At 66.8% G+C, this 20,836-nt stretch carries 22 protein-coding genes; 14 read left to right on the forward strand and 8 right to left on the reverse strand.

Annotated elements, in window-relative coordinates:
• Positions 1 to 331 precede the first annotated feature (331 nt).
• Together PWP93_RS11740 and PWP93_RS11745 are read left to right on the forward strand one after the other, a co-directional pair.
• Positions 332 to 1,273, forward strand: a complete 942-nt coding sequence (locus tag PWP93_RS11740) for a bifunctional enoyl-CoA hydratase/phosphate acetyltransferase (RefSeq protein ID WP_421044590.1) — start codon at positions 332 to 334, stop codon at positions 1,271 to 1,273.
• Entirely contained in the window at positions 1,270 to 2,532 is a 1,263-nt protein-coding gene (locus tag PWP93_RS11745; protein WP_421022828.1) for an acetate/propionate family kinase, read from the forward strand. The genes PWP93_RS11740 and PWP93_RS11745 overlap by 4 nt, the downstream gene beginning before the upstream one ends.
• A 41-nt stretch (positions 2,533 to 2,573) precedes the next feature.
• On the opposite strand, the gene PWP93_RS11750 is transcribed toward PWP93_RS11745, so the two are convergent.
• Positions 2,574 to 3,194: an RBBP9/YdeN family alpha/beta hydrolase gene (locus PWP93_RS11750; protein ID WP_421044591.1), complete on the reverse strand. Its 621-nt coding sequence runs from the start codon at positions 3,192 to 3,194 to the stop codon at positions 2,574 to 2,576.
• 210 nt (positions 3,195 to 3,404) lie between these two features.
• On the opposite strand from PWP93_RS11750, the gene PWP93_RS11755 reads away from it, so the two are divergent.
• From PWP93_RS11755 to PWP93_RS11780, 6 genes are read left to right on the forward strand one after another with little or no spacing between them, the layout of a single operon-like run.
• Positions 3,405 to 4,355: a 2-hydroxyacid dehydrogenase gene (locus PWP93_RS11755; protein WP_421044592.1), complete on the forward strand. Its 951-nt coding sequence runs from the start codon at positions 3,405 to 3,407 to the stop codon at positions 4,353 to 4,355.
• Positions 4,356 to 4,384: 29 nt separating this feature from the next.
• Positions 4,385 to 5,311, forward strand: coding sequence for a hydroxymethylglutaryl-CoA lyase (locus PWP93_RS11760; protein ID WP_421022825.1), 927 nt, complete (start codon positions 4,385 to 4,387; stop codon positions 5,309 to 5,311).
• A 34-nt stretch (positions 5,312 to 5,345) separates the two neighbouring features.
• Positions 5,346 to 5,867 carry a YbaK/EbsC family protein gene (locus PWP93_RS11765; protein WP_421044593.1) on the forward strand — a complete coding sequence of 174 codons (522 nt, stop codon included), beginning with the start codon at positions 5,346 to 5,348 and terminating at the stop codon, positions 5,865 to 5,867.
• On the forward strand, positions 5,864 to 6,148 hold the full coding sequence (locus PWP93_RS11770) for a DUF1289 domain-containing protein (RefSeq protein ID WP_421044594.1): 285 nt from the start codon (positions 5,864 to 5,866) through the stop codon (positions 6,146 to 6,148). Before PWP93_RS11765 ends, PWP93_RS11770 begins: the two co-directional genes overlap by 4 nt.
• Complete coding sequence (locus PWP93_RS11775) at positions 6,145 to 6,621, forward strand: MaoC family dehydratase (RefSeq protein WP_421044595.1); 477 nt, start codon at positions 6,145 to 6,147, stop codon at positions 6,619 to 6,621. Before PWP93_RS11770 ends, PWP93_RS11775 begins: the two co-directional genes overlap by 4 nt.
• Positions 6,618 to 7,565 (forward strand): MBL fold metallo-hydrolase, encoded by a 948-nt coding sequence (locus tag PWP93_RS11780; protein ID WP_421044596.1) that lies wholly within the window; start codon positions 6,618 to 6,620, stop codon positions 7,563 to 7,565. The genes PWP93_RS11775 and PWP93_RS11780 overlap by 4 nt, the downstream gene beginning before the upstream one ends.
• Positions 7,566 to 7,856: 291 nt before the next feature.
• On the opposite strand, the gene PWP93_RS11785 is transcribed toward PWP93_RS11780, so the two are convergent.
• On the reverse strand, positions 7,857 to 9,158 hold the full coding sequence (locus tag PWP93_RS11785) for a DUF445 domain-containing protein (protein WP_421044597.1): 1,302 nt from the start codon (positions 9,156 to 9,158) through the stop codon (positions 7,857 to 7,859).
• A gap of 116 nt (positions 9,159 to 9,274) precedes the next feature.
• Positions 9,275 to 10,174 carry a DMT family transporter gene (locus tag PWP93_RS11790; protein WP_421044598.1) on the reverse strand — a complete coding sequence of 300 codons (900 nt, stop codon included), beginning with the start codon at positions 10,172 to 10,174 and terminating at the stop codon, positions 9,275 to 9,277.
• A 145-nt stretch (positions 10,175 to 10,319) separates the two neighbouring features.
• Between PWP93_RS11790 and PWP93_RS11795 the strand changes: the two genes are divergently transcribed.
• On the forward strand, positions 10,320 to 10,790 hold the full coding sequence (locus tag PWP93_RS11795) for an Lrp/AsnC family transcriptional regulator (protein WP_421044599.1): 471 nt from the start codon (positions 10,320 to 10,322) through the stop codon (positions 10,788 to 10,790).
• Between the two features lie 26 nt (positions 10,791 to 10,816).
• On the opposite strand, the gene PWP93_RS11800 is transcribed toward PWP93_RS11795, so the two are convergent.
• Positions 10,817 to 11,716 (reverse strand): alpha/beta fold hydrolase, encoded by a 900-nt coding sequence (locus tag PWP93_RS11800; RefSeq protein WP_421044600.1) that lies wholly within the window; start codon positions 11,714 to 11,716, stop codon positions 10,817 to 10,819.
• Between the two features lie 127 nt (positions 11,717 to 11,843).
• On the opposite strand from PWP93_RS11800, the gene PWP93_RS11805 reads away from it, so the two are divergent.
• On the forward strand, positions 11,844 to 12,815 hold the full coding sequence (locus tag PWP93_RS11805; RefSeq protein WP_421044601.1) for an NAD(P)H-dependent flavin oxidoreductase: 972 nt from the start codon (positions 11,844 to 11,846) through the stop codon (positions 12,813 to 12,815).
• A gap of 54 nt (positions 12,816 to 12,869) precedes the next feature.
• Here the strand turns inward: PWP93_RS11805 and PWP93_RS11810 are convergent, their stop codons facing one another.
• Entirely contained in the window at positions 12,870 to 13,835 is a 966-nt protein-coding gene (locus PWP93_RS11810) for a LysR family transcriptional regulator (protein WP_421044602.1), read from the reverse strand.
• A 135-nt stretch (positions 13,836 to 13,970) separates the two neighbouring features.
• On the reverse strand, positions 13,971 to 15,068 hold the full coding sequence (locus PWP93_RS11815) for a porin (RefSeq protein WP_421022814.1): 1,098 nt from the start codon (positions 15,066 to 15,068) through the stop codon (positions 13,971 to 13,973).
• 127 nt (positions 15,069 to 15,195) lie between these two features.
• Between PWP93_RS11815 and PWP93_RS11820 the strand changes: the two genes are divergently transcribed.
• The gene (locus tag PWP93_RS11820; RefSeq protein ID WP_421044603.1) at positions 15,196 to 15,531 is read left to right on the forward strand and encodes a hypothetical protein; all 336 of its coding nucleotides are present in this window, start codon (positions 15,196 to 15,198) and stop codon (positions 15,529 to 15,531) included.
• 106 nt (positions 15,532 to 15,637) lie between these two features.
• Here PWP93_RS11820 and PWP93_RS11825 read toward each other — a convergent pair whose 3' ends face one another.
• On the reverse strand, positions 15,638 to 16,033 hold the full coding sequence (locus PWP93_RS11825; RefSeq protein WP_421022812.1) for a hypothetical protein: 396 nt from the start codon (positions 16,031 to 16,033) through the stop codon (positions 15,638 to 15,640).
• A 749-nt stretch (positions 16,034 to 16,782) separates the two neighbouring features.
• Between PWP93_RS11825 and PWP93_RS11830 the strand changes: the two genes are divergently transcribed.
• A complete protein-coding gene (locus PWP93_RS11830; RefSeq protein ID WP_421022811.1) occupies positions 16,783 to 17,826 on the forward strand; it encodes a bile acid:sodium symporter family protein in 1,044 nt (347 codons plus the stop codon).
• 119 nt (positions 17,827 to 17,945) lie between these two features.
• Here the strand turns inward: PWP93_RS11830 and PWP93_RS11835 are convergent, their stop codons facing one another.
• Positions 17,946 to 18,284 (reverse strand): DUF3309 domain-containing protein, encoded by a 339-nt coding sequence (locus PWP93_RS11835; protein WP_421044604.1) that lies wholly within the window; start codon positions 18,282 to 18,284, stop codon positions 17,946 to 17,948.
• A 55-nt stretch (positions 18,285 to 18,339) separates the two neighbouring features.
• Here PWP93_RS11835 and PWP93_RS11840 point away from each other — a divergent pair, with 55 nt between their 5' ends.
• Together PWP93_RS11840 and PWP93_RS11845 are read left to right on the forward strand one after the other, a co-directional pair.
• Positions 18,340 to 19,455, forward strand: coding sequence for a LacI family DNA-binding transcriptional regulator (locus PWP93_RS11840; RefSeq protein WP_421044605.1), 1,116 nt, complete (start codon positions 18,340 to 18,342; stop codon positions 19,453 to 19,455).
• Positions 19,452 to 20,804, forward strand: coding sequence for an AGE family epimerase/isomerase (locus PWP93_RS11845; protein ID WP_421044606.1), 1,353 nt, complete (start codon positions 19,452 to 19,454; stop codon positions 20,802 to 20,804). The genes PWP93_RS11840 and PWP93_RS11845 overlap by 4 nt, the downstream gene beginning before the upstream one ends.
• Positions 20,805 to 20,836 lie beyond the last annotated feature (32 nt).

Below are 20,836 nucleotides of genomic sequence, written 5' to 3' on the forward strand. Positions count from 1 at the left end.
TGCGGGATCGCGCGCGCGCTTCATGATCGCGCGGCGGCGTGAAGAGCGCGTGACAGACCGTGCCGGCGCGCCCGCCCAAGCCGTTGCATGGATGATGCGCCGTGCATTGGGGGCAGTAAGCCGCACGCCGTGGCTGCACACTTTGCGGCCGGCGCGAGATGCGCTGGACTACACTGTTAGCGCTTTGCGCGCCGCAACATGAACGCGTGAAGGCGCGCTGCCGCGCCACCGTGGTTTCGCTTGCTCAAGACCTGCTCACGGCCATTTCGTGCTGACTTTCGTGCCGATTTTTGCGCCCGCGAGAGGCCCTGGCTTCGGATGAGAGACAGATATGACTGCAACGCCCGACAAGTATTCCGCCCTTCTGGCCCGCTGCGCGGGCCTCGCGCCCGTGCCCACAGCGGTTGCGCACCCCTGCGATGTCTCGTCGCTCACGGGCGCGATCGACGCCGCCAACCTCGGCCTCATCGAGCCGCTCCTGGTCGGCCCCGAGGCGAAGATCCGCTCGGTGGCGCAAGAAGCGCGGCTCTCGCTCGAAAACGTCAAGATCGTGGATGTGCCGCACAGCCACGCCGCCGCCGAACGCGCGGTGCTCGCGGTGCGCGAGGGCGAAGCCGAGCTGCTCATGAAGGGCAGCCTGCACTCCGACGAACTGCTGCACGAAGTGGCGCGGGGCGCGAGCGGCCTGCGCACCGAGCGCCGCCTCTCGCACGTGTTCGCGATGGACGTGCCCGCGTATCACAAGCCGCTCTTCATCACCGACGCCGCCGTCAACATCTTCCCCAAGCTCGCCGACAAAGCCGACATCGTGCGCAACGCCATCGATCTCGTGCAGGCGCTCGGCATCGCCACGCCGAAGGTCGCGATCCTCGCAGCGGTGGAGACGGTCTCCGACAAGATGCCCTCGACCATCGAGGCGGCCGCGCTGTGCAAGATGGCCGACCGCGGCCAGATCGTGGGCGGCCTGCTCGACGGTCCGCTCGCCTTCGACAACGCGATCAACGCCGAGGCCGCGCGCATCAAGGGCATCACCTCGCAGGTCGCGGGCGACCCCGACATCCTGCTGGTGCCCGACCTCGAAGCGGGCAACATGCTCGCCAAGCAGCTCACCTTTCTTGCCGGCGCGGAATCGGCGGGCATCGTGCTCGGCGCGCGGGTGCCCGTCATCCTCACGAGCCGAGCCGACACCGTGCGCGCGCGCATCGGCAGTTGCGCGATCGCGGTGCTGCTCGCCCACGCGCGGCGCACGCGCATGACCACGGAGGCCCTGTGAGCACGACGCCGGCTTTTCCCTCCTCCGCGAACCATGCGCACGGCGAAGGCCAGATCGTGCTGGTCGTGAACGCGGGCTCGTCGAGCATCAAGTGCTCGGTGTATCGCGTCGTCGACGATCCTCGCGCGGAAGGCGGCGCGCGCGCGATTTTCGGCGCGGGCGGCCAGATCGAAGGCATCGGCGTGGCGCCGCGCGTGGTCGCGCGCATGGCCGACGGCCGGCTCATCGTCGACGAGAAGTTTCCGGTCGCCCAAGTCGCCGACCACGACGCCGCGTTCCGCCTGCTGCGCCTCGTGCTCGCGGTGGGCCTGCGCGACACGCCGCCCGCCGCGATCGGCCACCGCGTGGTGCACGGCGGCACGCACTTCAAGGACGCGGTGCTCATCGACGACAAGGTGATCGAAGAACTCGACTCGCTCACGCCGCTCGCGCCGCTGCATCAGCCGCACAATCTCGCGGCGATCCGCGCAGTGCGCACGGCCGCGCCAGACCTGCCGCAGGTGGCCTGCTTCGATACGGCCTTTCACGCGGGAAACGGCATCATGGCGCAGCTCTTCGCGCTGCCGTACCACTACTACGAGGAAGGCATCCGCCGCTACGGCTTTCATGGCCTCTCGTACGAGTACATCGCGCACTACCTGCACGCCACCGAGCCCGACGTCGCGCGCGGCCGCGTGGTGGTCGCGCATCTGGGCAACGGCGCGAGCCTGTGCTCGATGAAAGACGGCAAGAGCGTCGAGACCACCATGGGCCTCACCGCGCTGGACGGCCTGCCGATGGGCACGCGCAGCGGCGCCATCGATGCGGGCGCGGTGCTCTGGATGATGGCGCGCGGCATGGGCTACGACGAGATCGAGAAGCTGCTGTACCAGGAGTCCGGCCTCAAGGGCCTCTCGGGCGTGAGCAGTGACATGCGCGAACTGCTCGCGAGCGACAACGAGCGGGCCCGGCTCGCCATCGACTTCTACACGTACCGCATCGCCCAGGAAGTGGGCAAGCTCGCCGTCGGGTTGGGCGGGCTCGATGCGCTGGTGATGACGGGCGGAATCGGCGAGCATGCCGCACCGATTCGCGCGCAGGTGTGCGAACGGCTCGCGCCGTTGTTCGGCATCGCGCTCGACGCGGCGGCCAACGACGCCGGCAAGGAGCGCGTGAGCTCGCGCGAAAGCCGCGTGCCGGTCTTCGCGATCCGCACCGACGAGGAAGGGATGATCGCGCTGCACACGGCGCGTCTGCTGCGCGAAGCGCTGGCGCACTGATGCCGCGCCGGCGGGCGAGCAGGCTGCGGACCGGTTGAGACTCAGGCGAGCTTCAACCGGTCGCTCACGCCGAAGTCGCTGCCGGTATGCAGACGCCTCGGCGCTTCGCAATGCACGAGCGTATCGACCAAATACTTCGCGCGCGGCCACGGCCCGAACCCCGCCGCCGTGTTGACATGCCCCGCGTCGCCGAGATTCACGAACGCGCTGCCCAATTGCTGCGCGAGGCGCTGCGCGCCTTCGAGCGGCATCCACGGGTCGGTCTCGCTGCCGATCAGGATCGCTGGCATGGGAAGCCGGCGCGCCTCGAAAGCGCCGGCAAAGCGAAACTTCTCCGGGCTCGCAGGCGCGACGAGCAGCGTACCGACCACGTAGGCGGCAACCGTCCCCTGTTGAAGCGCGTGCGCCGCCACGAGGCAGCCATAACTGTGCGCCGCGAGCACGAACGGACCCCGCTCGCGCGCGAGCAGCCGCGCGAGCGCATGGCTCCAGCGCGCCAGATCGGGCGCATCCCAGTCGTCCTGCTCCACGCGCAGCGAGCGCGCGAACTGGCGCTCGAGCCAGCTTTGCCAATGCGCGCCCTCGCTGCCGTGCAGGCCCGGCACGGTGACGAGTCTGGGCGGCCAGCGCGAAGCACACGAAGAAGCGGCGTGCGAAAGCATGATTTTTTCCTTGCTTCGACGGATCGTGAACGGATTGTGATCCGCCGCCCCTGCGCGCCAAACCAATTTTTTCCGCTTTGCTTTTTCTCGCTCCGGCCACGGCGCGGTACCGCGCGGAGAAAGACGGCGGCTTACGGCATGAAAAAGTAGAATGTGGCGACTGATCCCACTCGTCTCACGATTTCCACCATCCGCAGGGAACGAACCGCGATGAAAATTCTGTTCTGGCTCCCGCAAGCCGACGCCACCGCCTGGCTCGACGGTCTCTCGCGCGCCCTGCCCGGCGCCGAGTTGCGCGCATGGCAGCCCGGCGATACGGCCCCCGCCGATTACGCCGTGGTCTGGCATCCGCAGCGCGAGCTGTTCGCCGCGCGCCCGGGCCTGCGCGCGGTCTTCAATCTGGGCGCGGGCGTCGACGCGATTCTCGCGCTCGAACGCGATCATCCGGGCACGCTGCCGAAAGACGCGCTGCTCGTGCGCCTCGAAGACTCGGGCATGGCGCCGCAAATGGCCGAATACGTGCAGCACGCGGTGCTGCGCTACCTGCGCCGCTTCGACGAATACGCGCTGCAGCAGGCGCGCCGCGAATGGCACGTGCTCGCGCCGCATCCGCTCGAGACCTTCATGGTGGGCGTGCTGGGCCTCGGCGTGCTGGGCGCGCACGTCGCGCGCGCAGTGGCCTCGCTCGGCGTGCCGGTGCGCGGCTTCTCGCGCAGCGCGAAAGCCCTCGATGGCATCGAGACCTTCTCGGGCGAGCTGCGCGGCCCGCAGTTCGACGCGTTCCTCGCCGACGTGAAAGTGCTCGTGAACCTGCTGCCCGCCACGCCCGACACCGAAAACGTGCTCGACGCGAACACCTTCGGCAAGCTCCCGCGCGGCGCGTATCTCGTGAACGTCGCGCGCGGCGCGCATCTGGTGGAACAGGATCTCGTCGATGCCCTCGCGAACGGCGCGCTCTCGGCCGCCACGCTCGACGTGTTCCGCCACGAGCCGCTCGCGGACGATCACCCGTTCTGGCGCGAGCCGCGCATCACGATTACGCCTCATAGCTCGGCGCTCACACTGCGCGAGGAAGCGATCTCGCAGGTCGCGGACAAGATCGCAGCGCTCGCGCGCGGAGAAACGGTGAGCGGGATCGTGAATACGGCGCGCGGATATTGAGGCGCGAGAACACAGTATTGGAGACAGACATGGCAACCCTCCCCACCGCAGTCAAAATCGTCGAAGTCGGACCGCGCGACGGTCTGCAAAACGAAAAGGAATTCGTGCCCACCGCCGTGAAGATCGAGCTGATCGACCGGCTCTCGAAGGCGGGCTTTCCGAACATCGAAGCGGCCTCGTTCGTTTCGCCGAAATGGGTCCCGCAGATGGCCGACGGCGCCGAAGTCATGGCCGGCATCGCGCGCCGCGAGGGCGCGATCTATTCGGTGCTCACGCCGAATCTGCGCGGCTTCGAAGGCGCACTCGCCGCGCGCGCGGACGAGATCGTGATCTTCGGCGCCGCGAGTGAGGCGTTCTCGCAGAAGAACATCAACTGCTCGATCGCAGAAAGCATCGAGCGCTTCGCGCCCGTGGCCGAAGCGGCGAAGGCCGCCGGCGTGCGCATTCGCGGCAGCGTCTCGTGCTCGTTCGGCTGCCCGTACCAGGGCGAGGTGCCGGTGGCGTCAGTCGTCGACGTGGTGCAGCGCTTCGCGGCGCTCGGCTGCGACGAGATCGATATCGCCGACACCATCGGCGTGGGCACCGCGAAGCGCGTGCACGAAGTGTTCGAGGCGGTCACCAAAGTGTTCCCGCGCGAGCGCCTCTCGGGCCACTTCCACGACACCTATGGCCAGGCGCTCGCCAATATCTACGCCGCGCTCGAAGCAGGCATCGAAATCTTTCACGCCTCGGTGGCGGGGCTCGGCGGCTGTCCGTACGCAAAGGGCGCGACCGGCAACGTGGCGACCGAAGACGTGCTGTACCTGATGAACGGCCTCGGTATTCATACGGGCATCGACCTCGACCAGGTGGTGGAAGCCGGCGACTTCATTTCGAAGGCCATCGGCCGCGCCAACGTCTCGCGCGCCGGCAAGGCGCTGCTCGCGAAGAAACAGAGCGCCGCGGCATGTGCTTGAGTTGCAACCATTGCAGCACGAAGGAAATCACGACATGACGGAAACGCTCATCAACTCGGAAAAAGACGGCTTCGAAGCCCTGCCCGATTCCGCACGCCGCGTCGCGCTGCTCCTGCGCGAGCGCGGCCACGCGAAGCCGGTCGTGCTGCTGCCCGAGACCGGCAAGACCTCGGCGGAAGCGGCGGCCGGGCTCGGCTGCGAAGTCGCGCAAATCGCCAAGTCGATCCTGTTTCGCCGCCGCAAGGACGATGCGCCCGTGCTCGTGATCGCGAGCGGCGCCAATCGCGTCGATGAAAAGAAGGTCGAGGCGCACGTGGGCGAAGTGGGCCGCGCCGACGCGAAGTTCGTGCGCGAGATGACCGGCTATGCGATTGGCGGCGTGTGCCCGATCGGCCACGCCACTGCGCCCGTCACGCTGATCGACGCCGACCTGTTCGCGCTCGAGAGCCTGTGGGCCGCGGCGGGCCATCCGCATGCGGTGTTCAATCTTTCGCCGCAAGAGCTTGCGGCGCTCACCGGCGCGCCCGTGGTGGACGTCGCGCTGCGCGACGCATGAACTCGAACCGGAGCCCAACGCGCGCGATCGCCCAGGCGCCCTCGCCCTGCATCAACGTATGCCGCATGCACGAGCCGAGCGGCCTGTGCGAAGGGTGCCTGCGCACGATCGACGAGATCGTTGCATGGTCCACGCTCGACCACGCCGCGAAGCGCGCCGTATGGGACGCGATCGAGACGCGCCACGCGCAGTGGATGTGTCGGCCCGGAGTTAGCGCTTCAGCGCTTACTCCGGCCCCACGCACCGCGCGCGACGCGGCAAAAGCAGGAGACGCCCGATGACCATAGGCACCGGCGCGCCCGCCCGTGTCGTGACGATCGGCGAGACGTTTCGCTCCACGCTCGCGCTTTCGCCCGACACGGTGAAGTCGTTCGCCACGCTCGTGAACGACCTGAACCCGCTGCACCACGACGACGCCTACGCCGCGCAGAGCCGCTTCGGCGGTTTGATTGCCTCGGGCACGCAACCCACCGCGCATTTCATGGCGCTGCTCGCCACGCATTTTTCGCAGTACGCGCAGCCGCTCGGCCTCGAATTCGACATGAAGCTCAAGCGCGCGGCGCACGCCCATGACGTGCTCACCTTCGAATGGCGCGTCGTGGAGGCCCACTGGAAAGCCAGCCTGAACGGCGATCTCGTGAAGCTCGAAGGCACGGCCGTGAACCAGAACGGTGAAACGCTCGTGGTGGGCCGCTCGACGATCCTCGTGATGCCGAAGCCTCAGGCACCGGCAAGCGAAGCGGCCACGCGATGAGCCACGCTGCACATCCCCCCGCCGCCACGCTGCCGCCATCGACCCGCGTGTTCGAGCGCGGCTGGCTCTCGTCGAACAACGTGCTGCTCGTCGATGAAACCCGCGCGGCGCTCGTCGACACGGGCTACGCCACGCATGCCGCGCAAACCGTCGCGCTCGTGCAGCACGCGCTTGCGGGGCGCGCGCTCGATACGATCGTCAACACCCATCTGCACTCGGATCATTGCGGCGGCAACGCGCGCTTGCAGGCGCAATGGACCTGCGAGACGCTCATCCCGGCCGCCAGCGCGAGCGCCGTGCGCGCCTGGGACGAAACGCGGCTGTCCTTTCTCGCCACCGGCCAGACCTGCGAGCGCTTCGCTTTCACGGGCACGCTCGCGCCGGGTGCGCGCGTGACGCTTGGCGGCTTCGAGTGGGAGGTGATCGGCGCACCCGGCCACGACCCCGATTCGCTGATGCTGTATGCCGCCGGGCCGCGCGTGCTGATCAGCGCCGACGCGCTCTGGGAGCACGGCTTCGGCGTGATTTTTCCGGAACTCGAAGGCGCAAGCGGTTTTGCGGAGCAGCGCGCGGTGCTGGACGCCATCGCGCAACTCGACGTGGCCGTGGTGATTCCGGGCCATGGCGCGCCATTTTCGAATGTGAGGGCCGCGCTCGACCGCGCCTATGCGCGCCTCGCCTGGCTGAGCGCCGATCCCGCGCGCAACGCCAAAAACGCGCTCAAGGTGCTAATCGTGTTCAAGCTGCTCGAAGTGCGCACGATGACGTTCGCGGCGCTGGACACGATGCTCGCCGAGGCGGCAATCATGCGCGCGGCGGCGCGGCAGCTCGCACCCGAAGGCGCCTGGCCCGCGCTGATGCGCGAACTGGCCGGGGAGCTCGCGAAAAGCGGTGCGCTCGTGATGGGCGAGAACGGGGTCGAAGCGCCCGCCGGCATGGCTTGACCCACTCGCCCCGCACCGATCCACGCATCGTGCGCGCGCCAGCAAAAAAAACGCTCGCCCTGTTTTCGGGGGCGAGCGTGAGTATCGTGCTCTGACGTGATCAAACTGTCGAGCCGATCATACTCGCGCGCGAATTTGCGTCGCATCGGTGATTTCCCTACAGACTGCTATCGGCACCCGATTCAAAACGTTTGCGCAACGAATCGCATGCGCAATTAATTCGAAATCCGAATCGATTAAAAATCGTGGCGAATCGTGGCAAATAATCGGCGCCACACGTTCACGAACATTTCACCAGCCGAGTTGCAGGCGCAACCATTCGAACAGGTGCGAGCACAAGTACAACCCGAGCCCGATCGTCCCGCCGATCACCGTGCCGTTCACGCGGATTTCCTGCAAGTCCTTGCCGATCTTCAGCTCGAGCAGGCGCGCGGTGTCGCGCGTATCCCAGTTCCGCACCGTGTCGCGAATGTGATGCGTAAGGTAGCGCGCGAAATCGGGCGCCATCGCACGCGCGGCGTCTTCGAGATGGCGGTTGATCGACTCGCGCAAATCCGCGTCGGCGGCCAGCGACTCGCCGAGCCAGCGGCCGGTCGCCACCACCTTCGCATGCAGCGTCGAATCGGGGCGATCCAGATCGTCGCGCAGCCACGCCCGCAGGCTGCCCCATAGCGCACCGGTGTACTCGTTGAGCGCGCTGCCTTCGCGCAGGCTGGCTTTCAGCTCCTCACCCTTGCGCAGGAACGCGGGATCGCTTTTCAGCTGCACCACGAGCTTATGCACCACCTCGTCGAACTTCTGGCGCAAGTGGTGCTCGCGGTCCGCGCTCACCTGCAGCAGCAAACGGTTCACCGCACTTTCCAGCACGCGCGCACCGCTGTCGCCGATCCATTCCGAGGGCAGGAGCTTTTCGGTCAGCGGAAACTCGCCCTTGAGCCCGTCGACGATGCGCGCCGCCACGAACGTGCGCGTGCTCTCCTCGGCCAGCAAGGCGCCTAGCTGATCGAGCATCTTGTCGAGCAGTTCCTGATGGCGACCGTCTTTCGTGAGCGTGTCGAGCAGCGCGCCCGCCGACTTCGAAAGATCGACCTTGTCGAGCGCCGCGTGCAGGCCGTCGCGGATGAAGGCCTGGATGCGCGCGTCGTCGGTGAGGCCGAGCAGGCCCGACATCAGCCGCACCGCGTAGTCGCCCAGATGCTGCGCGTTGCTCGGCGCGGTGAGCCAGGACGAGAGGCGCTCGACCGGGTCGTGGCGGCGGATCAGCTCGACTAGCGCATCCACGTTGAGAAACCGGTCGTGCACGAATACGGCGAGCTCGTCGGCGATGCGATCCTTGTTGCGCGGAATCACGCCCGTGCGCGCGGCGATGAACGGGATCGGCACGCGCCGGAACAGCGCGACCACGGCGAACCAGTCGGCGAGCGCGCCCACCATGGACGCTTCGCTGACCGCCTTGATGCCGTCGACCACCACGCCCGGCGGCGCGAGCGCCATGGCGACGAACACCAGCGCAGCCGCCACCAGCAGCAGCAGGGCGCGGCGCTTGGCGCGCTTGAGTTCGGCTTCGTCGTGGCTGGCGTCGGAGAGGGTCATGCGCTGGTGCATCGTCGTGGTCGGGAAACCGCGACATTATGCGGCCAGCGTGCCCGCAACGCCGCGCACGCCACATTCGTGACTCGCCGCGCACATCAGGTCACGCCAATGGCGCCTCAAGCGGACGACGCCTTGCGCCGCGGCGGCACGATCCGCCAACCGAGATTGACGCCCGCCGCCGCAAGCAGGATGAGCGCCGCGCCTGCGACCTGGATCCAGGCGAGGCGCTGCCCGAACGCGAGCCAGTCGACGAAGATCGCCACCACGGGGTAGATGAACGAAAGCGCGCCGGTCATTGCCGTGGGCAGCTTCTGGATCGCGCCATAGAGCAGCACGTACATCACGCCCGTGTGCACGATGCCGAGCGTGGCGATCTGCGCCCAGTGCACGGGCGTGGCGGGCAGCGTGTCGTAGCGGATGAACGGCGCGAGCACGAGCGCGCCGAAGCCAAGCTGCACGAGCGCGATCAGATGCGGCGGCGTGCCTTTGAGACGGCGCGTGATGATCGACGAAATGGCGTAGAGGAACGCGGCGCCGGCCGCGCACGCCACGCCCTGCAAATACTCGCCCGGCACGGCCAGCACGGCCGGCTGCACTTCGACCACGCCCACGAGCCCGACGAAGGCGAGCGCGAGCCATGCGACGGTAGATGCGCTCACGCGCTCGCCCAGCACGAGCGCCCCGAGGCCGACGAGCATGAAGGGCTGCGTATTGTAGACGGCGGTGGCCATCGAAATGGAGGCGCGCGAATAGGCGGCGAACAGCAGCACCCAGTTGGCGACGATGGCCGCGCCTCCCGCCATGGCGAGCGCGAGCGTGCGCCAGGGCAGCCTGCGCCGTAACAGGCCGAGCGCCGCGCAAGCGAGCGCCAGCGTCGCGCCGCCGAGCACGCAGCGCATGAACGCCACGTTGATCGGCGCCTGCTGCGAATCGACGACGAGCCAGCCGATGGTGCCGGACATCAGCATCGCGGCGACCATCTCGGCCGCGCCGCGGCGAACTTCTGGGGAAGACATGACTGGGTGCTCCGCGTGAGTATCTGCCTGAAAGTTTACTCAGCACGAAGCGCGGAATACATGGCTAAACTAAGGTCGATAGATTAAATTGCCTTCGAATCGAAGGCTGGCAAACAAATATGCAAGCGAACATGCAGGTGAATCCATGAACAAACGCCCCGCCGCGCCTGCGCCCATCGCGCTCGACGAGATCGACCGCGCGTTGCTCGCCGCGCTCGCCGAAGATGGCCGCGCGAGCGTGAGCGACCTGGCCCGCCAGATCGGGCTTTCCGCGCCGAGCACATCGGAGCGCCTGCGCAGACTCGAAGCTCAGGGCGTGATCGGCGGCTACACCGTGCGCATCGACCCGCGCGCGCTCGGTTATACGCTGCAGGCGATCGTGCGCGTGAAGCCCCTGCCGGGGCAGTTGCATCTGGTCGAAGAAGTGATCCGCCGCATTCCCGAGTTCATCGAGTGCGACAAGGTCACCGGCGACGACTGCTTCATCGCCCGGCTTTATCTGCATTCGATCGACCAGCTCGACGAAATCCTCAACAAGGTCACCGAGCGCGCGGAAACCAGCACCGCCATCGTCAAGTCCACGCCCGTGGCGCGCCGCCTGCCGCCGCTCGGCTGAACGCGTCGGCGCGGCGCGTGACGCACTCACTCCTGACGCTCGGTCGCCTCGAAGAACGAGAGCATTTCTCCCACCAGCGCCTCATGCGCTTCCTCGGGAATGTAGTGGCCGCACGGCAGCGCGCGGCCGCTCACGTCGCGCGCCACCTTGCGCCACTCCGCGAGCGGCTCGAAGCAGCGCTCGACCACGCCATGCTCGCCCCACAGCACCCGCAGCGGACACGCGACCTTGTGGCCGCGCTCGATATCGGCGCGATCGTGGTCGAGGTCGATGGTCGCGGAAGCGCGGTAGTCCTCGCACATCGCGTGCACCGCGCCGGGCTGGCGCAGCGCCGCGCGATAAGCGCCGAGCGCCTTGGGCGCGAAGGGGGCCAGGCCCGCATGGCGGCTGCCCATCACGCGCTCGATATAGGCGTCGGGATTCGCGCCGATCAGCGCCTCGGGCAGCGGCTCGGGCTGGATCAGGAAGAACCAGTGGAAATAGAGCGTGGCGAACTCGCGATTGGTCTGCTCGTACATCGCGAGCGTGGGCGCGATGTCGAGCAGCATCAGCCGCTCGACGGCGTCGGCGTGGTCGAGCGCCATGCGATGCGCGACGCGCGCGCCGCGATCGTGCCCGCACACGAGAAAACGCTCGAAGCCGAAGTGGCGCATGACCTCGACCTGGTCGGCGGCCATCGCGCGTTTCGAATAGGCCGCGTGGCTCGCGTCGCTCGTGGGCCTGGACGACGCGCCGTAGCCGCGCAGGTCGGTGGCGATCACCGTGAAGTGCTGCGCGAGATCCGCCGCACAGCGATGCCAGATCATGTGCGTCTGCGGATGGCCGTGCAGGAGCAGCAGCGGCGGCCCCTCGCCGCCACGGAGTCCGTGAATCTCAACGCCATCCGCGGTGCGAACGGTGAAAGGCGTGTATCCGTCGAACGGCATGTCGCGTCTCCATCGTCTATTTGTTGGTCTCAGGGTATTGTAGGAGGGGGGCGCAATGCGCCATCGCAAATTCGGGCACGAAAAGCTAGAAACCGAACACTCCCTCGACTTGCCAGGAGACCTCGCCATGGCATTGCCCGCCGTCTTGCAGAACCTCTCGTTGCCTGTCGTCGGCGCGCCGATGTTCATCGTGAGCTACCCCGAACTCGTGCTCGCGCAGTGCAAGGCCGGCATCGTCGGCTCGTTTCCGGCGCTCAATGCGCGCCCCGCCGAACGGCTGGACGAATGGCTCACGCAGATCCAGGCGCAGCTCGCCGCGCACAAGGCCGCGAACCCGGACGCCGTGATCGGCCCGATCGCCGTGAACCAGATCGTGCATCAGTCGAATACGCGGCTCGAGCACGACGTGCGCGTGTGCGTGGAGCACCAGGTGCCGATCTTCATCACGAGCCTGCGCGCGCCGCCCAGGGAGCTGCTCGACGCCGTGCACAGCTACGGCGGTGTCGTGCTGCACGACGTCATCAATCTGCGCCATGCCGGCAAGGCGCTCGAAGCGGGCGTGGACGGCCTCATTCTGGTTGCGGCGGGCGCGGGCGGGCACGCTGGCACGACCTCGCCGTTCGCGCTGGTGGGCGAAGTGCGGCGCCTGTTCGACGGCCCCATCGTGCTCTCGGGCGCGATCGCCAATGGCGGCTCGATCCTCGCCGCCCAGGCCATGGGCGCCGATCTCGCCTACATGGGCACGCGCTTCATCGCCACGCGCGAAGCGCATGCCGTGGAAGGGTACAAGCACGCGATCCTCGAAGCCAAGGCCGCCGACATCGTCTACACGAACCTGTTCACGGGCGTGCACGGCAACTACATCCGCGAGAGCATCGTCAACGCGGGGCTCGACCCGGACGCGCTGCCCGAGTCGGACAAATCGAAGATGAACTTCGGCGGCGACAAGGCCAAGGCCTGGAAAGACATCTGGGGCGCGGGCCAGGGCGTGGGGCTGATGGACGATGTGCCCTCGGTCGCCGAACTCGTCGCGCGCCTGAAGAGCGAGTACGACGAGACCCGCGCGCGGCTCGGGATCGGGATCGGGATCGCGCGCTGACGCGGCCGGCTGATTCCGCAAACGCTGCGGCGGCGTCGGGCGCGCGCCGCCTGCTTACGCCTTCCCGTTCGCAGCCGCGCGAGCCGCTGCCTCGCGAATCTCCTCGACGCCCGGCCATAACGGGCGCTCGCCAAAGCGCTCCGCGAGGAAATCCACGAACGAGCGCACTTTCGCCGACAAGTGCCGGCGGCTCGCGTAGACCGCATAGATGGGCAGCTCGCGCGGCGGCAGCGCATCGACGAGCAGCGGCACGAGGCGGCCTTGCGCGATGTCGTCGCCGATCACCTCGGTGCCGAGCATCGAGAGCCCGCCGCCCTGCAGCAGCACCACGCGCAGCGCCTCCAGGTGATTGACGATCAGATTGCCGCCGGGCTTGGGCCGCACCTGCCGCGCGCCGCCCTCCGCGAACGGCGCGAGCTCCGCCGCCGAGGCGCCCGCGTAATGCACGAACTTGTGCTGCGCGAGATCGGCGACGCTCTTCGGCACGCCGTGGCGGCGCAGATACTCGGGCGCGGCGCACAGCACGATATGCGCGGTCGCGAGCGACCGCGCGATCAGCGACGACGCCTTCAGCCCCGAAGGCGCCGCGCGAATCGCCACGTCGAAGCCTTCGTCGATCAGCTCGACAACGCGGTCCGAGAGCGTGATGTCGACGGTGACCTGCGGGAAGCCGGCCGCATAATCGGCCACCGCGCCCATCACGTGGCGCAGGCCGAACGCCGTGAGCGACGACACGCGCAGGCGCCCCTGCGGCACCACGCTCGCGGCGCCCACGGCCTGGCCTGCTTCGTCGAGCTCGGTGAGCGCCTGGGCCACGCGCTCGTAGTATTCGCGGCCCGCCTCGGTGGGGGCGACGCGGCGCGTCGTGCGGTTCAACAGGCGCGCGCCGAGCTGCTGCTCGAGATGCATCACGTGCTTGCTCGCCATGGCGGCGGACATGTCCATGCGCTCGGCCGCCGCCACGAAACTCCCCGCCTCCACCACCTGCCGGAACACTTTCATGCTGACAAGGGTATCCATCACGCCGCCCTTTTCGCCAAATTCAAATTCATCAAAAACCCGTCCCCAGGATTGTGCATGCCGCTCAAAAAAACAAAACCCCGCGCTGCGGACAGCGCGGGGTTTCTGCCTTATGGGCTTCAGGCTCGGGGGCGCTTAGAACTTGGCGCGCAGGCCCACGCCGTAGGTCTGACCCGACGACATGTTGTCGAAGTGGTCGTACATATAGGCCGCGTAGACGTCGGTGCGCTTCGAAAGCGGGTAGTCGTAGCCGATCGCCGCGGTCGAGCGTGTCTGGTTCAGGCCGCCGCTGTCGCGCGAGTACGCGTACGAGGCCATCACCGTGCCCGTGCCGAGCGGCACCGTCACACCGCCCTGCGCCGTATTCACGTGCCAGCTGTTGAGGTCGCTGTTGTTGTTCGTGTACATGTACTGGCCGAAGAACTTCACGAACTTCAGGTCGTACGACAGGCCCACCTGGCCGATGCTCTGGCTGCGCAGGCCCTGGATGACCGTATCGCCGCTTACGATGCTGCCGATGTCGCCCGGCGTGTTGTTGAAGTTCACGTATTGCCAGACCGCCGTGGCGGCGAACGGGCCATTGAAGTACAGGCCCTGGACGCTCCACTTCTTCTTGCCGTTTTGGCCAGCCGTGTTGCCGAGCGAGTATACAGCCGTGCCCGACAGGCCGTTGAAGTTCGGCGTCGAGTACTGGATCGAGTTGTTCCAGCCCGAATCGCCCACCGCGCCCTGGTCGGTCGTGTAGCTCGGGAACGTCGAGAGCCCGAGGTACGTGTGGAAGATCATCGGCGAGAACGTGTACGAATCGACGAACGGGTTGAACAGAATCGTCGAGATGAACAGCGGCGTCGTCACGCGGCCCGCCACAACCGTACCGAACGGCGACTCGATGCCGACATACGCGTTGCGTGCGAAGAAGGTGTCGCCCTGGAAGCGGCCGAACTGGCCGTTCTGCGCGCGGAAGAAGCTTTCCATCTTGAAGACCGCCTTATAGCCGCCGCCCAGGTCTTCAGCGCCCTTCAAGCCCCAGTAGGACGTCGACATGCCGCCGCCGCCGACGTTCCAGGCCGTCTTGCCATCCGGGAAGCGCGTGGCCCCGACCCATTCGTCGACCTGGCCATAGAGCGAGACGCTCGACTGCGCGAATGCCGACGACGATGCGGCGGCAAGCATGGCGGCAATGACACCCGCCTTGAGAGGCGTGCGCAGCGCGCGGCTGACGGCTTTTTTCATGGGTTCTCCTGTCTCTTTGTCAAAAAAGTGATTGGTTGGCGGCTTTGGCGCTCGTGCAAACCGTTTGTTATGTCGCCGTTCGCTGGCGTCGCCGTTCTGGGCGGGACCATCTTTGCGGACCAGATTGATGGACAAAAATATCGATTGTTATCGCCGGTATATCGATCCGCATAGTTTGCTGTCGGCAAACCCCGGTTCGACCGGTTCCAGCAGCCGTTTTGCCGGGGTGCGGCAACGCCGGCGCCAGGCCGGACACCCGCGTGGACTGGACTTCGGCCCGTTTTTTGCTGCTCTGCGGCTCCGCCGTCCGGGCACCATCCTCATGAAGCCGGAATTTGATGATGAAAGGGTATGGTATGACGAGAAATTTCCGACAAAGTGTGGTATCCACGCGTCAGTTTTGAGACTCGCAGGGACGAGCGATATCGACCGGACACGCCGTCCGGACGGTCGGTTGGGCTGACGCGGGATCCGATTTGATCGATGCTGCCTGCAGCGCGCGCGAAAAGCGCCGATGGGAAGCGGCAGAAGATGCCTGGAGAACTGCGTGAAAAGCGGGGGTAGCGGCCCTAGTTACGATAAGGCGCCGGCATCGGGGGACGCGGGACCTCGCCGCCGCCGCGCTGGAATGGGCGGAACGTGCTGCGCTCTTCGTTGTAGCGCGCGACGTCTTCGCGAATGGAGCCGGCGCGTACCGGCGAATCGGCCGGCGGACGGGGGACCTGACGCGATTCCGCGCTCACGGGCTGAATCGGGCTGTGATAGCCGCCGAAGCCATTGCCATAGGGGTTGCTGTTGAAACCGCCGGCACGGCGCTCCTGCGAGTGAGCGCCCTGACGCTCGCGCCAGCCGCCCTGGTCGGCCACGCGCATCGGCCCGCCACCGTAGTGTCCACTGTAATGTCCGCCTGGCGCGCGGCCGTAACCCGCGCTGCCGCCACGCGGGCTACCCCATTGCATTGGCATGGCCGGACGCGAAGCTCCGCGCATCATGGGCGCGGACTGAAAGCCGCCGCCATGAAAATCGCCGCCACCGTGACCGGCCAGGGCAGGCTGGACATGGGCGAACACAACGAGGGCCGCTAATCCGGCCCCCAAGCCCCACTGTCCAATCTTTGACAACCCTGCGCGCATTGTGTGTCGATCACCTGCCCGACGTTCAGCATGGCTTAACGCCATTCGGGCCATGGCGAGCCGTTCCGGGAAGCGTATATGTCACGCAACAATTGCTGCCGCAACGGTTTTTGACTCTTCCTTGACGGTAATTTATGGGCGTCCTGAAAGGGTGTCGAGCCAAAAAATGTTATGCCGTCGGAAGGGTTGTAACACCATGTTACTGCACGATTTTTTGGTCTTTGGGGACATGACGTGCGGGCGTGTTTCATGCTTGCGAGCAGCCTCGCCCAAGCTGCCGGAAGCCCGTCCGGCGGGGCTTTGCCGGCAACGGGCGCGCCTTCGCTGCGCTGCGTTTCGCACCGGGTGTTTTGCATGACGAATGAATGGCGCCCATGCCCGCTCGCCCCCCCTTGTCTCGCGTCGGCCACACCATGGCGGTTGTTTCTGAAAGCCGTCCTCTCATGCAAAACGATCATTAATCGATTCTTCAAATGAATTTGCTTTTTCAATCGCGCTGGGCCGACAATAGAGGCCCTGATTCCTCCCGTGGCGCCCCGACCGAATGAAAGTGCGCCGTGGTGCGCACTTGAGACTGATCGATGGTTCGTCCGAAATTCCTGCCCGATAACTTCACGCTGTGCCTGATCGGCACGGTGATTCTCGCCAGCCTGCTGCCCGTGCACGGCCTGGCCACCAAGCCTTTCAATTGGCTCACCAACGTCGCGGTCGGTCTGCTGTTCTTCCTGCACGGCGCCAAGCTCTCGCGCGAAGCCATCGTGGCGGGCGCCACGCACTGGCGTCTGCACATCGTCGTGCTCACGAGCACGTTCATCTTCTTCCCGCTGCTCGGGCTCGCGCTCAAGCCCGTGCTCTCGCCGCTCGTCACACCCACGCTTTACATGGGCGTGCTGTTCCTGTGCACGCTGCCCTCGACCGTGCAGTCGTCCATCGCGTTCACCTCGATCGCGCGCGGCAACGTGCCCGCCGCCGTGTGCAGCGCATCGGCGTCGAGCCTGATCGGCATCTTCGTCACGCCCGCGCTCGTGAGCCTCGTCGTCACGAACCAGGCCGCGGGCAGCACATCGGCCTGGCATACGGTCTGGAACATCGTGCTGCAGTTGCTCGTGCCGTTCGTCGCGGGGCAATTGCTGCGGCCCGTGATCGGCCGCTGGATCGAGCGCAACCGCAGCGTGCTTAAGTTCGTCGATCAGGGCTCGATCCTGCTGGTGGTCTATGGCGCGTTCTCCGAGGCGATCAACCAGGGGCTCTGGCACCATACGTCGATTGCGGCGCTCGGCGGCCTGGTGGTGATCAGCGCGGTGCTGCTCGCGCTCGCGCTCGGCGCCACCATGTTCACGAGCAAAAAGCTCGGCTTTTCCCGCGCCGACCAGATCACGATCATCTTCTGCGGCTCGAAGAAGAGCCTCGCGTCCGGCGTGCCGATGGCCAAGGTGATCTTCGCCTCGAACGCCGTGGGCGCGGTGGTGCTGCCGCTCATGCTGTTCCATCAGCTCCAGCTGATGGTATGCGCAGCGCTCGCGCAGCGCTGGGGCGCCCGCGACATGAGCGTCGAGCACGCCGAAGCCGGCGACGAGTCGCGCGCGGCGCGCGGCGAGCGGGCAGTGGCGGGAGGAAGGCAATAATCGACAAGCCGCAGGCGAAGCGGCGCCCGGAAACCACCGGCGCATCAATCAAAGAGGCCGGCGCGGAGTGATCCACGCCGGCCTCTTTGCCTTTGCATGGGAAACATGGCAATGCGCGTCTAGACCTGCCCGGTCAACACGAGCCACAACATGACGATCACCCCGGCGCCCACGGTGCCAGATGGCCCGTAGCCCCATGTACGGCTGTACGGCCACGCAGGGACGGAGGCAACCAGAAGCAGGACCAAAAATAGCAATAGGGATATGCCGCGCAAGGGACCCTCCGGGTAAAGCAATGACCTGCGGCAGTGTGCAACTGACGTTCCCGCGGTCTGTTTATCTGTTTTTACTAAACATGTAAATCTACGTTTGTTCACGTAATTACGGGTATTTACCGGCGGTTTATGCGGCATTTCAAGGTTGCGCGGCCATATTTTTACTATACAATCGCCGCACATCTGGCCATATCGCGGCACGCGTGCCGCGCGGCATCAGCAAGCGCGCACAGGGACCATGGGGACAACCATTCGTGACGTCGCGCAGGCGGCCAACGTGTCGATCGGCACGGTCTCCCGCGCGCTGAAGAACCAACCGGGCTTGTCGGAGCCCACGCGAGCGCGCATCGTCGAAGTCGCGCGCTCGCTCGGCTACGACTGCGGGCAACTGCGCCCGCGCATCCGCCGCCTCACGTTCCTGCTGCACCGCCAGCACAACAACTTCGCCGCGAGCCCGTTTTTCTCGCACGTCCTGCACGGTGTGGAAGACGCCTGCCGCGAGCACGGCATCGTGCCCGCCCTGCTCACCGCCGGTCCCACCGACGACACCATCCAGCAACTGCGCCTGCACGCGCCCGACGCCATCGCCGTGGCCGGTTTCGTCGAGCCCGAGACGCTCGCCGCGCTGGTCGCGCTGCATCGCCCGCTCGTGCTGATCGACCTGTGGGCGCAGGGCCTGCGCTCGGTGAACATCGACAACGCGGCGGGCGCGGCGCTCGCCATGCATCATCTGTTCAGCAAGGGGCGCCGGCGCGTGGCGTTCATCGGCGGCTCGCTCGCGCACTACAGCATCGCCCGGCGCGCGCTCGGCTATCGGCGCGCGTTCTTCGAAGCGGGGCTGCTGTTCGATCCGTCGCTGGAAACCTGCATCGATGGCGGGCTCGATCCCGACACCGGCGCGGCGCTCGCGATGCAGCGTCTGCTCGACGCCGCGCATAGCGCGCGCGGCCCGCTGCCCGACGCCGTGTTCGCCTTCAACGATGCCGCCGCGCTCGCCGCCATGCGCGTGTGCCAGGCCGCCGGCCTGCGCGTGCCGCAAGACATCGCGATCATCGGCTTCGACGACATTGCCGGCGCGTCGCACGCCGCGCCCGCGCTCTCGACCATCGCCGTCGACAAGGAAGCGCTCGGGCGGCGCGGCGTCGAGTTGCTGCTCGAAGAAGCACCCGCAGCCAACGAAATCGTGCTGCCCGTGCGGCTCATCGAGCGCGCGAGCACCGCCGCCAGCGAACGCACCGAGGCGGCGGCAAGCACCTTGTCGCGGACCGGGCCGCCTGCCGAAGCCGTCCTGCAGAATCCACTCCAAGCCTGGTCAGCCGTCACGCCAGGCCAAGCCCAGACGAGAAAGCCATGACGAAGCCTTCCAACGCGGTCTCTTCCCAACCGGCCAGGCTTGCCCCGGCAGCCGCTGCGGGCGCACCCGCGGTCGCGAGCTTTCGCGACCGCGCGTTCCTGCTCGGCCACGTCGAGGACACGCTGCGCTTCTATGCGCCCAACGTGTTCGACGGCACCGGCGGCTTCTTCCATTACTTCCGTGACGACGGCTCGATCTACAACGCCCACTCGCGCCACCTCGTGAGCAGTTGCCGCTTCGTCTTTAATTACGCGATGGCGTACCGCGAGTTCGGCGACCCGCTCCACCTGGAATACGCGCGCCACGGCCTGCAGTTCCTGCGCGAAGGCCATTGGGATCCGCATCACGAGGGCTACGACTGGGAGATCGACTGGCGCGACGGCAAGAAGCGCACGCTCGACGCCACGCGCCACTGCTATGGCCTCGCCTTCGTGCTGCTCGCCTATGCGCACGCGGCGATGGCAGGCATCGAAGAAGCCCGGCCGATGATCGGCGCCACCTTCGAGCTCATGGAGCACCGCTTCTGGGACGGCGCGGCGGGCCTCTACGCCGACGAGGCCAGCGCCGACTGGATCATGTCGAGCTATCGCGGCCAGAACGCGAACATGCACACCACCGAGGCGCTGCTCGCCGCCTACGACGCGACCGGCCACCTCGTCTATCTCGACCGCGCCGAGCGCGTCGCATCGAACATCACGCTGCGCCAGGCGAAGCTCTCGCAAGGTCTCGTGTGGGAGCACTTTCACGCCGACTGGTCGGTGGACTGGCACTACAACGAAGAGGACAGCTCGAACATCTTCCGTCCGTGGGGCTTCCAGCCAGGGCATCAAACCGAATGGGCAAAGCTGCTCATGATTCTCGAGCGCCATCGTCCGCTGCCGTGGCTGCTGCCGCGCGCGATCGAATTGTTCGACGCGGCCATGGCGCACGCCTGGGACGACGATCACGGCGGGCTCTACTACGGCTTCGGCCCGGACGGCACGGTGTGCGACCACGACAAGTACTTCTGGGTCCAGGCCGAGACCTTCGCCGCCGCCGCGCTGCTCGCGAAGCGCACCGGCAACGAGCGCTTCTGGGACTGGCACGACGAGATCTGGCGCTACAGCTGGGCGCATTTCGTCGATCATCGTTTCGGCGCGTGGTACCGCATACTCACCTGCGACAACCGCAAGTACAGTGACGAGAAAAGCCCTGCGGGCAAGACCGATTACCACACGATGGGCGCATGCTACGAAGTCCTGAACGCCTTGCCGGGCCGCGGCATGGCGCCCGTCATCGGCACCGCGGCAGGCAGCGAAGCGGCGTTCGCGCAAGCCAGTTGCACCACCGGCACCGACGGCAACGCCTGAGCATCAGCGAAGATTCAGCGAAGGAATTGAGA

Source organism: Paraburkholderia sp. A1RI-2L (genome assembly GCF_048957375.1).
GTDB lineage: Bacteria > Pseudomonadota > Gammaproteobacteria > Burkholderiales > Burkholderiaceae > Paraburkholderia.